The sequence below is a fragment of the Pseudomonas coleopterorum genome, assembly GCF_900105555.1.
Classification (GTDB): domain Bacteria; phylum Pseudomonadota; class Gammaproteobacteria; order Pseudomonadales; family Pseudomonadaceae; genus Aquipseudomonas; species Aquipseudomonas coleopterorum.
On record NZ_FNTZ01000001.1, the window covers coordinates 1449488 to 1464256 of the forward strand.

13 protein-coding genes are annotated in these 14769 nt (G+C 63.7%); 9 read left to right on the forward strand and 4 right to left on the reverse strand.

Annotated elements, in window-relative coordinates; translation table 11 throughout:
- Positions 1-115 precede the first annotated feature (115 nt).
- On the forward strand, positions 116-928 hold the full coding sequence (locus tag BLV18_RS06460; protein WP_090357100.1) for a DUF2242 domain-containing protein: 813 nt from the start codon (positions 116-118) through the stop codon (positions 926-928).
- 21 nt (positions 929-949) lie between these two features.
- Here BLV18_RS06460 and BLV18_RS06465 read toward each other — a convergent pair whose 3' ends face one another.
- Together BLV18_RS06465 and BLV18_RS06470 are read right to left on the reverse strand one after the other, a co-directional pair.
- Positions 950-1969, reverse strand: a complete 1020-nt coding sequence (locus BLV18_RS06465; protein ID WP_090357103.1) for an AraC family transcriptional regulator — start codon at positions 1967-1969, stop codon at positions 950-952.
- Between the two features lie 4 nt (positions 1970-1973).
- On the reverse strand, positions 1974-3089 hold the full coding sequence (locus tag BLV18_RS06470; protein WP_090357105.1) for a nitrilase-related carbon-nitrogen hydrolase: 1116 nt from the start codon (positions 3087-3089) through the stop codon (positions 1974-1976).
- A gap of 188 nt (positions 3090-3277) precedes the next feature.
- Between BLV18_RS06470 and BLV18_RS06475 the strand changes: the two genes are divergently transcribed.
- Positions 3278-5314: an NADPH-dependent 2,4-dienoyl-CoA reductase gene (locus tag BLV18_RS06475; protein WP_090357107.1), complete on the forward strand. Its 2037-nt coding sequence runs from the start codon at positions 3278-3280 to the stop codon at positions 5312-5314.
- 65 nt (positions 5315-5379) lie between these two features.
- The gene (locus BLV18_RS06480) at positions 5380-6270 is read left to right on the forward strand and encodes a 1-aminocyclopropane-1-carboxylate deaminase/D-cysteine desulfhydrase (RefSeq protein ID WP_090357109.1); all 891 of its coding nucleotides are present in this window, start codon (positions 5380-5382) and stop codon (positions 6268-6270) included.
- A 4-nt stretch (positions 6271-6274) separates the two neighbouring features.
- Here BLV18_RS06480 and BLV18_RS06485 read toward each other — a convergent pair whose 3' ends face one another.
- Together BLV18_RS06485 and BLV18_RS06490 are read right to left on the reverse strand one after the other, a co-directional pair.
- Positions 6275-6823, reverse strand: coding sequence for a cytochrome b (locus BLV18_RS06485; RefSeq protein WP_090357111.1), 549 nt, complete (start codon positions 6821-6823; stop codon positions 6275-6277).
- A gap of 71 nt (positions 6824-6894) precedes the next feature.
- Positions 6895-7842, reverse strand: coding sequence for a DUF1853 family protein (locus BLV18_RS06490; RefSeq protein WP_090357113.1), 948 nt, complete (start codon positions 7840-7842; stop codon positions 6895-6897).
- Positions 7843-8009: 167 nt separating this feature from the next.
- On the opposite strand from BLV18_RS06490, the gene BLV18_RS06495 reads away from it, so the two are divergent.
- The 6 genes from BLV18_RS06495 to BLV18_RS06520 all read left to right on the forward strand — a co-directional run bounded on the left by BLV18_RS06495 (position 8010) and on the right by BLV18_RS06520 (position 14726).
- Entirely contained in the window at positions 8010-8903 is an 894-nt protein-coding gene (locus BLV18_RS06495; protein ID WP_043187749.1) for an NAD(+) kinase, read from the forward strand.
- Positions 8900-9871: a metallophosphoesterase gene (locus tag BLV18_RS06500; protein ID WP_425272619.1), complete on the forward strand. Its 972-nt coding sequence runs from the start codon at positions 8900-8902 to the stop codon at positions 9869-9871. The genes BLV18_RS06495 and BLV18_RS06500 overlap by 4 nt, the downstream gene beginning before the upstream one ends.
- Entirely contained in the window at positions 9871-10743 is an 873-nt protein-coding gene (locus BLV18_RS06505; protein ID WP_090357118.1) for a rhomboid family intramembrane serine protease, read from the forward strand. Before BLV18_RS06500 ends, BLV18_RS06505 begins: the two co-directional genes overlap by 1 nt.
- Positions 10744-11027: 284 nt before the next feature.
- A complete protein-coding gene (locus tag BLV18_RS06510) occupies positions 11028-12125 on the forward strand; it encodes a carboxynorspermidine decarboxylase (protein ID WP_090362067.1) in 1098 nt (365 codons plus the stop codon).
- A gap of 27 nt (positions 12126-12152) precedes the next feature.
- Entirely contained in the window at positions 12153-13397 is a 1245-nt protein-coding gene (locus BLV18_RS06515; protein ID WP_056843183.1) for a saccharopine dehydrogenase family protein, read from the forward strand.
- A 231-nt stretch (positions 13398-13628) separates the two neighbouring features.
- Positions 13629-14726, forward strand: a complete 1098-nt coding sequence (locus tag BLV18_RS06520; protein ID WP_197979055.1) for an alpha/beta hydrolase — start codon at positions 13629-13631, stop codon at positions 14724-14726.
- Positions 14727-14769: the final 43 nt, after the last annotated feature.

Consider the following 14769-nt stretch of genomic DNA (forward strand, 5'->3'; position numbering starts at 1 on the left):
AAACCGCCCATGGAAACATCGCGTATCACCGCACGTCCTGATTGAACGGTATTTCATGCGCCGCATGCGCATGTTCTGTTGCACAATAGCCGCAGACTGTTTTCCAGGACTTCAAATGTCACTCCCATTTCCTTTCGGACGTCGCCTCCCAGGCGCCTTGCTGGCAATTGCATGGCTTGGCCTGGCAGGGTGTTCCTCACCCAAGACCGCCATCTACGAACACGAAAACTTTGCCGACTCGGGTACGTTCTCGCGCAACTACCCCGTCAGTGACGTGGCCTCCTGCGAGGCTGCGCGCCGCGGGTTGCTCAGTCAGGGCTACATCATCACCAGCAATGATCCGCGCCAGGTCAGCGGGCACAAGAGCTTCCAGCAAACCGGCGAGAGTCATCTGGAAATCAGCTTCAACGTGGTCTGCGTAGCCGATGCCAGCAGTGATCACAGTTCCACCGTGTTCGCCAACGCCCTGCAGGATCGCTACGCGCTGAAGAAGGTCAACAACTCCGCCAGTGTGGGCGTGGGGGTGTTGGGTTCGGTGTCGATGCCGATCGGGTCCACCGACGACTCCATGGTCAAGGTGGCCAGTGAAACGGTGGCGTCGGATACGTTCTACGACCGCTATTTCGCCCTGGTCGAGAGCTTCATGCCGGTCAAAGCCAAGAAAGCGCCAGCGCCGCAGCCAACCCAGGATGAGCTGGGTGTGCCCGACACCGCACCCGCTGCTTCCCTGGCGCCTGCAGTAGCGGCGCCAGCGGCCATCCAGGCGCCTGGGGTAGACGCGGTGTCTGAACAGGAGGCATCGCAACCGGTGGCACCTCCGGCGCAACCGGCACCGATCGAAATCATTACACAGCCCGAAACGCCGCAGGCAGTCCCCGACGCCGCCCCTGAAACGCCTGCCGCCGACACGCCTGTCTCGCAGCCTTGAAGACCATGTACGTATGGGCCATCAACGGTTCGTGCGGCGGTACTCTCCGGGCGTGACTGCGCACCAGCGCTTGAACGCACGCTGGAAGGCTTCGGCCGAGGTGAATCCCAGTAGATAGGCAATTTCGCCGAAGGCCAGCTCGGTGTCACGGATGTAGGTCTGTGCCAGGTCCCGGCGGGTGTCGTTGAGAATCGAGCGAAATTGGGTGCCTTCCTGGGTCAGCTTGCGGCGCAGGGTCCAGGCCGGCATTTTCAGGCAGGCGGCGACTTCGTCCAGCGTGGGTTCGCGTCCGCCATTGAGCAAGGGGCCGAGCAGCTGGCTGACCCGTTCGGCCAGGGTCCGGATACGGGTCAGCCGTTCCAGTTCCTGCTCGCACAGTTGCAACAGATGCTGCCAGGTGCTGGGACAGTGCTCGGGGTTGCGCAGGCTGAGGCTGGCGTGGGTGAGACGCAGTTGATTGTGTACGCAGCCGAAGCTGGTGTTGGCAGGGTAGTGGTCGGCGTACTCCGGCGCGGCGAACTCGATCTCCAGCCGCTGCGCAAGAATGTCTTGCCCCGCCAGGACGTTCAGTTGCCGCAGCCAGCCGGTCAGCAGCGAATCCACCACGAACCGGTTATAGGCGTTGTAGGGGCTGATCGAATAGAACCGTAGCCAGGCGCCTTCGCGGTCTTCATGAAAGCTCGACTGCCCACGGTAGTTGGCTGCATACAGTGCTTCGAAGCGAATCAGCGTACGAGCGGCTTCGCGCACCGTTGGCGCCTGTGCGGCCGTGATACCTGCCAACCCCGCCTGGCTCAAGCGACTGGCCTTACCGATGCGCAGGCCCAGGGCAGGGTCGCCGGTGAGTGCGATGGCCGCATGCCCCAGGCGCATATAGCGGGCGATGGTCAACCGTGCACCGGCCACGTTGAGCCGACTGGGCTCCAGTCCGTATTGGGCCAACAGGGGCGAGGGGTCATGACCGTGGCTGCGTACGGCTTCGGCCAGGCTTTGAGTAAAGCCGACCGACAGGTCGCCGAGTTTGATGCGCTGGCCGGTCACGCGCCTAGAGCCACAAGTTGATCAGGCGCGCGCCGCGCCCATCGCCGACTTGCCCGAACCGTTCACGCTGGCGCGCGAAACTTTGCCCTTCGTAGAACTGATTCCAGAAATGCCCGCCCATGAACACGGTCATGCTGGCCAAGGGCGCGCTGGCTTCGCTCAGACGTTGCCAGGCGTGTGCCTCGCTGACTTCGCGAGGTGACACGGCGACATCGGTGGGCGCCGGGCTGATGCGGAAGCCACGCCATGGGCTGGACCAGCGACCCCGGCCCAGCACCGATGCTGGCACCGCCAGCAGTTGCACGTCCTGCTGGCGTAGTTGGGCGTGACTGGCCGGGTGCCAGCTGTCGGTGCCGATCAGTACGGCGAGTTTTCCCGCCGGGGTGTCGAAAACGTTGAATGGCGCATCGCCCAGGGATTGCACAAAGCGCCGGGTAGGGTGACTGGTGAAATGCTGGAGCTGCGGCTGACCGAGGATGGAGCCATCGGTGGCGAACACGACGCTGGCGTTGTACAACGGCCCGCTGTCGGTCCGCAGCCGGCCGTCGGCAACCGAAGGCTTGGGCAGAATGATGGAGCCCGCGACCAGCGTCACACCGAACTGCCTGGCGAGGCCGCCAAACAGTTGCTGGTATTGATCGGCCATGCGCGCCGCCTTCATGCGCAGATAGGCGTCGGCGAAGCGGTCGTCGCCATGGGCTTGGACCAATCCGGCGAGCAGGTCCAGCGGGTTGCTGGCGGCGAGCCATTGTTCGGCATCGCGGCGTTGCGCGGCCTGGTAGAACTCGTTCTTCTCGCCCACGGCCCACAACCAGGTGCCGATGTGCTCGGGCAGCACGACGATGGTCTTGCCGTTGAGCAGGCCGGCGTCCTGGGCGTGTTGCAGATAACCGGCCAGTTTCAGGCGCAGGCGTTCGACACTCTGGTAGTCCGCCGGGAACAGTTCGGGCTGAACGCCCAGTAGATTGCCCCGCCCGGCCGGCATGCCGTCGATCCCCTCGAACGTGACGCGCAGGTCCGACAGGTAGTGGCCCACGGGCCGCTGGGTCGTCCACAGCGCATAGGTGGTCAACGCCGCCAGGCAAAGCAGGGCGACCACGGACATCAGGATTTTGCGCATGAGGGACAACAATCAGCTCCTGTTGGTGAATCCGCACTAGGGTAGACGTCGCGTGCGGCATGATCAATGACTTGTCATTTCTGGTCATTGAGGCAGACGGCTCGGGTCTTTACTGTCAGACACTCGTCGTGACCGAGCCCGCTGAAAGAGGCTCCGCACCTATCCGTAATCCTGCCTGTGGAGATCCCATGGCCGCTGCTCCCTATCCTCATCTGCTGGCACCTCTGGACCTGGGTTTCACCACCTTGCGCAACCGGAGTCTGATGGGTTCCATGCACACCGGTCTTGAGGAAAAACCGGGCGGGTTCGAACGCATGGCCGCGTATTTCGCCGAACGTGCGCGGGGTGGAGTGGGCCTGATCGTCACTGGCGGCATTGCACCGAACGAAGAAGGCGGGGTGTATGCCGGGGCGGCCAAGCTGAGCACGCCTGAGGAGGCGGAAAAGCATCGGATCGTGACCCAGGCGGTGCACGCGGCCGGCGGCAAGATCTGCCTGCAGATTCTGCATGCCGGGCGTTATGCATACAGCCCCAAGCTGGTGGCGCCGAGCGCCATTCAGGCGCCGATCAACCCGTTCAAGCCACACGAGCTGGATGAACAAGGCATTCAGCAGCAGATCGCCGACTTCGTCGCCTGTGCTCGGCTGGCCCAGTCGGCGGGCTACGACGGTGTCGAGATCATGGGCTCGGAAGGCTACTTCATCAATCAGTTCCTGGCGGCTCACAGCAACCAGCGCACCGATCGCTGGGGCGGCAGCTACGCCAATCGGATGCGCCTGGCGGTCGAGATCGTCAGTCAGGTAAGGCAAGCGGTCGGTCGCGAGTTCATCATCATCTTCCGCCTGTCCATGCTCGACCTGATCGAAGGCGGCAGCATCTGGGAGGAAGTGGTCGAATTGGCCCAGGCCATCGAGGCGGCGGGCGCCACGCTGATCAACACCGGCATCGGCTGGCACGAAGCACGCATTCCGACCATCGCCACCAAGGTGCCCCGCGCGGCGTTCAGCAAAGTCACGGCGAAGTTGCGCACGGCGGTGCGGTTGCCGCTGATCACCACCAATCGCATCAACACTCCGGAGGTGGCCGAGCGCATCCTGGCCGATGGCGACGCGGACATGGTATCGATGGCGCGGCCATTCCTGGCCGACCCCGAGTTCATCAACAAGGCCGCTGCCGACCGGGGCGACGAGATCAACACCTGCATCGCCTGTAACCAGGCCTGCCTGGATCACACCTTCGCCGGCAAGTTGACCAGTTGCCTGGTCAACCCGCGCGCCTGTCATGAAACCGAGCTCAATTATCTGCCCGTGACCCAGGTACGCAGGATTGCCATCGTGGGAGCCGGGCCAGCCGGGTTGGCGGCGGCCACGGTGGCGGCCGAGCGCGGCCATACGGTGACGCTGTTCGACTCGCGCGACGAGATCGGCGGTCAGTTCAACGTGGCCAAGCGCATTCCCGGCAAGGAAGAATTCAACGAAACCCTGCGCTATTTCGATCGCAGGCTGACGCGGCTCGGCGTGGACGTGCGCCTCGGCGCGCGGGTCGACGTAGCCGCGCTGACAGCCGGAGGTTTCGACGAGATCGTGCTGGCCACCGGCATCGCCCCGCGGCTGCCGGACATCGAGGGTATCGACCATCCCATGGTGCTGGGTTACCTGGACGTGCTGCTGGCACGGCGCCCGGTGGGGCAGCGGGTGGCGGTGATCGGCGCCGGTGGTATCGGCTTCGACGTCAGCGAGTTCCTGGTGCATCAAGGGCCGTTTACCAGCCTTGATCGTGAGGCATTCTGGAAGGAGTGGGGCATCGACCTTACCTTGCACGCCCGCGGCGGCGTGGCTGGGGTTGCGGCGCAGACCCACGCGCCGGCGCGCGAGGTCTACCTGTTGCAGCGCAAGGCCGGCAAGGTGGGTGAAGGCCTGGGCAAGACCACCGGCTGGATCCATCGCGCCGGGCTGAAGAGCAAGGGCGTGCGCATGGTCAACAGCGTCGAGTACCTGAAGATCGATGACGCCGGCCTGCATGTACGCGTGGCCGGGGGCGAGCCGCGGGTGCTGGCGGTGGACAACGTGGTGATCTGTGCCGGGCAGGATCCATTGCGCGAGCTGGAGCAGGGGCTGATCGAGGCCGGGCAGCGAGTGCACCTGATCGGCGGTGCGGACGTGGCCGCTGAACTGGACGCCAAACGCGCCATCGACCAGGGCTCGCGCCTGGCAGCCGTGCTGTAGAATGAGCAGCGCGCCGGGTCGGTCCCGGCGCCGCTGCATTCCCACGTCCAGCTTGTCAGGCCCCCATGCTTCTTGATCTACCACGCGCTCCGTTGCAACCCTTGCGATTGTCCTGGCTCGCCGAGGCCGGCATCGAGGCGGCCATACTCCGGCTGGATCTCATCGATCCGCTGATCAGCGGCAACAAGTCGTTCAAGCTGCAGTATCACCTACTGGCTGCTCGGGCCGCTGGCTGCAGGGGGCTCATCAGTCTGGGCGGTGCCCATTCCAATCACCTGCATGCCCTGGCGGCGGCCGGTGAGCGCCTGGGTCTGCGCACGGTCGGCTTGCTGCGCGGCCACGCCCAGGTGACGCCGACCGTGACTGACCTGCAGCGGTGGGGAATGGAGCTGCACTGGTTGGGTTACGAGGGGTATCGACAGCGCCACCGGGAGGATTTCTGGGCACCCTGGCAGGCACGCTACCCCGATCTGCTGCCGGTGCCCGAGGGTGGCGGAGGGTTGCTGGGGGCCAAGGGGTGTGCAGCTCTGAGGGCTCAAGTGCAGGCGCAACTGGCAGATATCGGCTGGGACGATTTCGAGGCATGGTGGCTGGCGGTAGGGACTGGTACGACGCTGGCTGGCCTGGTCCTGGCCGAAGGCGGGCAGCGCCGGGTTTACGGAGCGCTGGCTGTCGGACCGGGGCATGGTGTGATAGAGCAGGTGAATGCGCTGTGCGGCGAACGGGGTCATACCCTGCTCGATGCCAGCCGTGGCGGCTTTGCCAAAACGGACAGCGCGCTGCTGGCGTTCATGCGCGACTGCGAGGCCGAGGCGGGTGCTCCTCTGGAGCCTGTGTACACGGCCAAGGCGTTGTGGGCCTTGCGCGAGGCGGCAACGGCGGGCGTGCTCGCCGCAGGCAGCCGCGTGGTGTTCGTGCATACCGGCGGCCTGCAGGGTTGGCGGGCCGCGCCGTGACGTTTCAGTCGCGCTGCGGCAGCATGCGGCGAAGGGTATTGTCGCCGCGCAGGTAATGATGGCCCAGGCCCAGCAGGCCGTGCAGGCCGATCAGCCAATAGCCCCAGCTGGCGATGCGCATGTGCCATTCCTGCAGGCGCCCACCGAGGTCACGGTCCTCCCCGATCAGGTGAGGCAACTCGATGCCCCAGAACGAGACGGGCCGGTTCTGCGCGCTGAGGATCAGCCAGCCGAGCAACGGCAGGCCGATCATCAAGGCGTAGAGTGCAAGGTGCATCAGGCTGGCCAGGCGGGTCTGCCAGGCGGGGAGGGGCGGAACGATGCTCGGGGTGACGCCCAGGCTTCGTGCCAGCAGACGCAGCCACACCAGCAAACCCACGCTCAGGCCCAGCATGAAGTGAAACTGCACGATCAGTACGCGCGCGCCGCTGCCTCGTGCGAATTGTCCGCGCAACTCGATACACGCATAGGTGGCGGCCAGCAGGACCAGCATCGACCAGTGAAGGGCGATGGACAGGCTGCCGTAACGCGCGTGGGTGTTTCTCCAGGTCATCGGGCGACTACTCGAGCGGTCATGCACAGGGTATCGGGCCGGCCGTGGACATCTTTAGCCAGCCCCGTGCTTCATACGCCCGGCAGGGCTGGCCAGGGGTCGGCGACCAGGAAGACCCGCTCGGCTTCCTGCCAGTCACCATGAGCATCGTGGGTCAGACGCACGAGCATCTGCGCGGCGGCGAGTGGGTCCAGTTGCTGCAGCCAGGCGTTGAGCTGGTCGGGTGCCCAGGCGTCGGCGGCAGCGAGGCGAGCCGGTGCCAGCCACGCATCGCGCGGCAGCGGCTGCCAGCGCCCGTCCGGGCGTTGCTCGACGAAGATCGGCCAATCGCGCTGATGCACCCAGCGTCCGCGCAAGTGGTCGGGGTGGGCATGTTCGGGCGCGCTCGCTACACCTGGCCAGGGGTAGAACAGGTAGCCGGCCAGCCACAGGTGGGCGTCGAGCTGCTCTATGCCCAGGTCGTGCAAGGCTTCGCGGCCCTGACTGGACGTGGAAATGGGCAACTGGTGCTCGGCCAGGTGGTTGAGCTTGCGACCCAGCCGATCCTGGGTGTTGGGGCCCAGCCACTGAAAGGCATCATGGCCGTCGGCGGCCACCGGCCCCAGGTACAGCTTGATGGCCAGTTCCAGGTGATGCACACCGTCGCGGTCGCGAATCACCATGTCGAGCTCGCCCAACGTGTGTCCACCCTTGCGAATCGGCAGGTTGGCGGCGAGCAGCTCGATACCGGGCGCCTGCTGCAGGGCGAATTGCCACAGGCGTTCGTAGTACAGGCCAAGGCGCCGCGTGGGGGCCTGGGCCAGCCAGTCGACCAGGGGTTGGCTGGCCTCGTCCAGGGCCAGCAGCCACGCCTGCAAGTCTTCGGGCTGTTCGGCCCAGCGGCTGCCGGCCAGGGGATGGCGTTGCGTCCAGGGCGCCGTGTGCAGCAGCGGCGGGGCGAGGATGACCCACGCCAGATCGCGCACCTGGGGCTGGCGCAGGTGGCGCGGGAAGTCGGCGAGGGCGGCAAATGGATTCATGGGACGATCCCGGTCAATGGCGGGGTGGCTGAAAGGGTTTTGTGCGGCAACGGCTTTACTCCATAATCCAGATCCGTATTTGTGTCCGCAACCGCTGGTTGCGCGACAGCGTTGTGGAATGTGCCTGGCGCATCCCGATAGCCAGAACAGACCCGAGCAGGAGCCTCATGGAGCAATTTCGCAATATCGGTATCATCGGCCGCCTCGGCAGCTCGCAGGTGCTCGATACCATTCGCCGCCTCAAGCGCTTCCTGCTCGACAGGCACATGCACGTCATCCTCGAGGACACCATCGCCGAAGTGCTGCCCGGCCACAACCTGCAGACGTCTTCGCGCAAGATGCTCGGCGAGGTCTGCGACCTGGTGATCGTGGTCGGCGGCGACGGCAGCCTGCTGGGCGCGGCGCGGGCATTGGCCCGGCACAACACGCCGGTGCTGGGCATCAACCGCGGCAGCCTGGGTTTCCTCACCGACATCCGTCCTGACGAGCTTGAAGTCAAGGTAGCCGAGGTACTGGATGGACACTATCTGGTGGAGAATCGTTTCCTGCTCGAAGCCGAGGTGCGCCGGCATGGCGAGGCCATCGGCCAGGGCGATGCGCTCAACGACGTCGTGCTGCACCCGGGCAAGTCGACCCGCATGATCGAGTTCGAGATCTACATCGACGGGCAGTTCGTCTGCAGCCAGAAGGCCGACGGCCTGATCCTCGCCACGCCGACCGGCTCGACCGCCTACGCACTGTCGGCGGGCGGGCCGATCATGCACCCCAAGCTCGATGCGATCGTGATCGTGCCCATGTACCCGCACACGCTTTCGGGTCGGCCGATTGTCGTCGATGGCAACAGCGAGATGAAAATCGTTGTCTCAAAGAACATGCAGATCTATCCGCAAGTCTCATGTGATGGTCAGAACCACTTTACCTGCGCCCCGGGCGATACCCTTACGGTGCGCAAGAAATCGCAGAAACTGCGCCTGATCCACCCGCTGGACCACAATTATTACGAAGTGTGCCGGACCAAACTCGGCTGGGGCAGCCGGCTCGGCAACACCGGAGGCGATTGATGCTCGACCCGGCGCGAAGTTACGACCTGATCGGCGATGTGCACGGTTGCGCACTCACCCTCGAACATCTGCTCGACAGGCTGGGCTATCGCAAGCAGGGCGGCGTCTGGCGCCATGGGTCGCGCCAGGCGCTGTTTCTCGGCGACATCATCGATCGCGGGCCACGGATTCGCGAGTCCCTGCACATCGTCCATGACATGGTCGTGGCCGATCAGGCGCGCTGCATCATGGGCAATCACGAGTTCAACGCCTTGGGCTGGAGCACGCCGGCCCTGCCGGGCAGTGGCAAGCACTATGTGCGCGAACATGTGCCACGGCATGAACGCCTGATCCAGGCGACCCTCGACCAGTTCGCTCAGCACCCTGGCGACTGGCATGATTTTCTTGGCTGGTTCTACGAGTTGCCGTTGTTTCTGGATGCCGAGCGCTTCCGGCTGGTGCACGCGTGCTGGGACGCAGGCCTCATCGAGCCGCTGCGCCGACAGCACCCGGATGGCTGCATCGACGCGCATTTTCTGCAGGCATCAGCGGTCAAGGGCAGCTTTGCCAGCCAGGTGTTCGACCGTCTGCTGCGCGGCACCGACATGCGTCTGCCCGGTGGTCTCACCCTGACCGGGGCCGACGGCCTGAGTCGGGCCTTCTTTCGGACCAAATTCTGGGAAGACGATCCGCAAACCTACGGTGATGTGGTGTTTCAGCCCGATGCGCTGCCAGACGAAGTGGCCTGCGCGCCGTTGAGCGAGGAGCAGAAGAACGCCTTGCTGCGCTATGGAGTCGATGAGCCGTTGCTGTTCGTCGGCCATTACTGGCGCAGTGGGCGACCGGCGGCGATACGGCCCAACCTGGCTTGCCTGGATTACAGCGCGGTGCTGTACGGCAAGTTGGTGGCGTACCGTCTGGACCAGGAAACCCGAATCGATCCGCGAAAGTTCGTGTGGGTCGAAGTCGAACGCCCGGAGGCGTGTTGATGAGTGCCATTGCTGTATTGCGTCTGCCCCTGAGCACCGACTTGAGTGGTTTCGTGGGGTTGCTGAGACGTCTGAAGGTACCCCATCGGGTCAGCGAGGAGCAAGGTAGCCAAGTGCTTTGGGTGCCCGACGAACGCCTGGCGCAGGATATTCGCGACCTGTACCAGCGCTATCCGGAAGGCAACGCCGAAGTCGATCCGCAATTGATGGCCCGGCATGCGCCGGTGCAGAGGCCGGGTTTCGTGCAGCAGCTCAAGGCCAGCCCGGCCACGGCTGCGGTGCTGCTGGCGTGCCTGATGGTGGCGGCAGTGACCCTGCTGGGGGACAACCTGGGCAGTCTGCGCTGGCTGACCTTTCTCGACTTTCAGGTGCAGGGCGAGTACCTCTACTTCACGCCGCTGGCCGATACCCTGGCGAGCGGACAGTGGTGGCGTCTGTTCAGCCCCATGCTGATCCATTTCGGTTTGCTGCACCTGGCGATGAACGCGTTGTGGTACTGGGAGCTGGGGCGGCGTATCGAAGCATTGCAGGGGCGGATCAATCTGCTCGGGCTGACCCTGTCGTTCAGCCTGGTGTCGAACGTGGTCCAGTACCTGGTCAGTGGGCCGAGTTTGTTCGGCGGGTTGTCGGGCGTGCTGTATGGCTTGCTGGGGCACTGCTGGTTGTACCAGTGGCTGGCGCCCAACCCGATCTACCGTTTGCCGCGTGGTGTGCTGGTGATGATGCTGATATGGCTCGGGCTGTGTCTGAGCGGGCTGGTGAGCGTGCTGGGCTTCGGCGAAATTGCCAATGGTGCGCATGTCGGCGGACTGTTGATCGGCTGCGCCACGGGCGTCATGGGCGGCCTGCTGGCCCGGCGCAAGTCCCGGTAAGCGTGTCGGCGGCGTGCCTGATGGTGTGCGGTGAGGCCGGACGCGGCTTGCGCCGCTGCTACAGGGGCGCGGGAGCGCGTTGGTGGTGTAGGCGGTGAGGCAGGACGGGTTTGCGCCGCCATGTGGCAGCGGTGCAAGCCGCGTCGGTGGTGGGTGCGGTGTGTCCGGTGCTGCGGTCGGTGGGGTGGTATCGCGTGGAAATCGGGCGGTCGCTCTTTCGGTCCGGGGTAACTGAAGGCACAATGCGGGTCCTTTTTTTGGCTGGCCATGCCGGGGGCCTCGAAATGATCAATACGCCGTACTACCTCATCGACAAACAGAAGCTCCTGGGCAACCTGGAAAAGATCGCCTACGTACGCGAACAGTCCGGGGCCAAGGCTTTGCTGGCGCTCAAGTGCTTCGCCACCTGGTCGGTGTTCGACCTGATGGAGCAGTACATGGACGGCACCACCTCGTCGTCGCTGTACGAGCTCAAGCTGGGTCGGCAGAAGTTCGCCGGTGAAACCCACGCCTACAGCGTGGCCTGGGCCGACGACGAGATCGAAGAGATGCTCGCCAACTGCGACAAGATCATCTTCAACTCGATCGGCCAGCTGCAGCGTTTTGCCCAGGCTTCGCAAGGCAAGACCCGCGGCCTGCGGGTCAACCCGCAGGTCAGCAGTTCCGACTACCTGCTGGCCGATCCGGCGCGACCGTTCAGCCGTCTGGGCGAATGGGACCCAATCAAGGTCGAGGAAGTGATCGAGCAGATCTCTGGCTTCATGTTCCACAACAACTGCGAGAACGGCGACTTCGCTTTGTTCGACAAGATGCTGGGGACCATCGAGGAGCGCTTCGGTCATCTGTTGCACAAGGTGCAATGGGTCAGCCTCGGCGGCGGCATTCATTTCACCGGTGAAGGTTACGCACTGGACGACTTCTGCGCCCGGCTCAAGGCCTTTTCGCAGAAGTACGGTGTGCAGGTGTACCTGGAACCTGGCGAGGCGGCGATCACCAACAGCGCATCGCTGGAAGTCACCGTGCTCGACACCCTCTACAACGGCAAGCACCTGGCCGTGGTCGACAGCTCGATCGAAGCACACATGCTCGACCTGCTGATCTACCGGCTCAATGCCAAGCTGGCCCCCAGCAGTGGCGAACACACCTACATGGTGTGCGGCAAGTCCTGCCTGGCCGGCGACATCTTCGGCGAATACCCGTTCGAGCGTCCGTTGGCCATCGGTGATCGCCTGTCGTTCGTCGATGCCGCCGGCTACACCATGGTCAAGAAGAACTGGTTCAACGGCCTGAAGATGCCGTCCATCGTAGTGAAACAACTTGACGGTACAGTCGAGGTGGTTCGTGAGTTTGGTTTCGAAGACTACCTGTCCAGCCTTTCGTAAGCGGACAGCCGAGGAGAAGTGAATAAATTGAAGAAGAACGTTCTTATCATTGGTGCAGGAGGTGTCGCCAAGGTGGTGGCCCACAAGTGCGCGCAGCACAACGATGAACTTGGTCGTATTGCCATCGCGTCGCGCAACATCTCCAAATGCCAGGCCATCATCGACAGCGTCAAGGCCAAGGGCAGCCTCAAGCAGCCCGCCGATATCCAGGCGTTCGCGCTCGATGCGCTGGACGTCGAGGCGACCAAGGCACTCATCGTGCAGACCGAGTCGCAGATCGTCATCAACGTCGGTTCCGCGTTTTTGAACATGTCGGTGCTGCGCGCCTGCATCGACACCGGCGTGGCCTACCTGGACACCGCCATCCACGAGGAACCGGGCAAGGTCTGCGAAACGCCGCCCTGGTACGGCAACTACGAGTGGAAGCACCTGGAAGAGTGCCAACAGAAGAACGTCACCGCCATCCTGGGCGTGGGCTTCGATCCGGGCGTGGTCAATGCCTATGCCGCGCTGGCGCAGCAACAGCATTTCGATCGTATCGATTCGATCGATATCCTCGACGTCAACGCCGGTTCCCACGGCAAGTATTTCGCCACCAATTTCGATCCGGAAATCAATTTCCGGGAATTCACCGGGCAGGTCTGGAGCTGGCAGAACAGCCAGTGGACCAGCAACACCATGTTCGAAGTCAAGCGCACCGACGATCTGCCGGTGGTGGGTTCACAGAACCTGTACCTGACCGGGCATGACGAAGTGCACTCGCTGTCGAAGAATCTCGATGTGCCCAACGTGCGCTTCTGGATGAGCTTCGGTGAGCATTACATCAATGTGTTCACGGTGCTGAAGAATCTCGGTCTGCTGTCGGAGCAGCCGGTGAAGACCGCCGAAGGTCTGGAAGTGGTACCGCTCAAGGTGGTCAAGGCGGTATTGCCAGATCCCTCGTCGTTGGCGCCGGGCTACACCGGCAAGACCTGCATCGGCGATCTGGTCAAGGGCAGCCGCAATGGGCAGCCCCACGAGATGTTCATCTATAACGTCGCGGACCACGAAGAAGCCTACGCCGAGACCGACAGCCAGGGTATTTCCTACACCGCCGGTGTGCCGCCCGTGGCTGCCGCCCTGCTGGTTGCCCGTGGCGAATGGGACGTTCAGCGCATGGCCAACGTCGAAGAGCTGCCCGCAGAGCCGTTCCTCAAGGCGCTCGACGCCATGGGCCTGCCGACGCGCATCAAGGACGCCTCCGGCGACCGCGCCTGGGACGCCACCGCGTAAGCCCCGCCAACCGCGACCCCTGTAGCGGCGGCGCAAGCCACGTCAGGGGTCGCCCAGTTTTTCCAGACACACCTCTGTGGCCGATGACGCGGTTTGCGCCGCTGCTACAGGGGCCGTGGTATTTGGAGGACTACCGCCGGTCTGAGTGCAGGTGGGAATTTTGGAACATCAAGCTGCTATCAGCGGCCTGATATTCCGTAACGTTCCCACTCTCGTGCGAGGCAAAAAACAATGATCAAGACTGACCGTAAGTGGATGGTAGCGCTGTGCGCTGCTGGCGTGGCAATGGCTTTGAGCGGCTGCGCGCGTGATCCGGAAAAACGCTCGGTTTCCGAACTCGCTGTGAGCGGTACCAAGAGCATGTTCCGCACTGATTCGGACATGCAGACCGTCCTGAACAAATTCGCCAGCTTCGACGCCAAGGCCGTGGAGAAAATCACGGCCGTCGAGGCTCGGCAGCAACCCACCATTGCCGATGCCGTCAAAGGCGTGCTCGCCGATGAAAAACGTGACAGCACTCCGACCGCCCTTGTCCCTGGTGTGACCACTCGTGATATCACCGTACCGGGCGCAGCAGGCGCACTGCCGGCTACCGTCTACACCCCCGAAGGCAAAGGACCGTTCCCGGTGGTCCTGTACTTCCACGGTGGCGGCTGGGTATTCGCCGATCGCAAGGTATATGACGGTGGCGCGCGCGGCATCTCCAAACAAGCCAATGCCGTGGTCGTGTCCGTCGACTACCGCCGCGCGCCTGAAAACAAGTTCCCCGCTGCTCATGACGATGCCTTGGCGGCCTATCGCTGGCTGAGCAAGAACGCTTCCGCGGTCAATGGCGATGCCAAACGTCTGGCACTGGCTGGCGAAAGCGCCGGCGGCAACCTCGCTGTGGCAACCGCAGTCGCAGCCCACAAGGCCGGTCTGACCGAGCCCAAGCATGTGCTGTCGGTCTACCCGGTGGCTCAGTCCAATACCGAGACCGAGTCCTATCGCAAGTACGCCGATGCCATGCCGCTCAACCGTCCGATGATGCTGTGGTTCATCGACAACGTGACCAAGGGTCCGGCTGACGTGAAAGACACGCGCATCGATCTGGTCCATGCCGACTTGAAGGGCTTGCCGCCGGTGACAGTCATCAACGCCGAAATCGACCCGCTGCGCGACGATGGCGCCGAGCTGGAAAAGGCGCTGCGTACTGCGGGTGTCAGTGTCGAGCGCAAGGTTTATCCCGGCGTGACCCACGAATTCTTCGGCACCGCTGCAGTGGTGAAAAAAGCCGAGGAAGCCCAGATGTATGCAGGCGAGCGTCTGAAAGCCGACCTGGCCAAATAATAAAGACCCAGCGTGATAACCGTACGACCTGAGCAGAGGCATG

Coding starts and splice junctions, on each gene's coding strand:
- BLV18_RS06460 (WP_090357100.1), top strand. CDS start 116: ATGTCACTCCCATTTCCTTTCGGACGTCGCCTCCCAGGCGCCTTGCTG.
- BLV18_RS06470 (WP_090357105.1), bottom strand. CDS start 3,089: ATGCGCAAAATCCTGATGTCCGTGGTCGCCCTGCTTTGCCTGGCGGCG.
- BLV18_RS06475 (WP_090357107.1), top strand. CDS start 3,278: ATGGCCGCTGCTCCCTATCCTCATCTGCTGGCACCTCTGGACCTGGGT.
- BLV18_RS06480 (WP_090357109.1), top strand. CDS start 5,380: ATGCTTCTTGATCTACCACGCGCTCCGTTGCAACCCTTGCGATTGTCC.
- BLV18_RS06485 (WP_090357111.1), bottom strand. CDS start 6,823: ATGACCTGGAGAAACACCCACGCGCGTTACGGCAGCCTGTCCATCGCC.
- BLV18_RS06490 (WP_090357113.1), bottom strand. CDS start 7,842: ATGAATCCATTTGCCGCCCTCGCCGACTTCCCGCGCCACCTGCGCCAG.
- BLV18_RS06495 (WP_043187749.1), top strand. CDS start 8,010: ATGGAGCAATTTCGCAATATCGGTATCATCGGCCGCCTCGGCAGCTCG.
- BLV18_RS06505 (WP_090357118.1), top strand. CDS start 9,871: ATGAGTGCCATTGCTGTATTGCGTCTGCCCCTGAGCACCGACTTGAGT.
- BLV18_RS06510 (WP_090362067.1), top strand. CDS start 11,028: ATGATCAATACGCCGTACTACCTCATCGACAAACAGAAGCTCCTGGGC.
- BLV18_RS06520 (WP_197979055.1), top strand. CDS start 13,629: ATGATCAAGACTGACCGTAAGTGGATGGTAGCGCTGTGCGCTGCTGGC.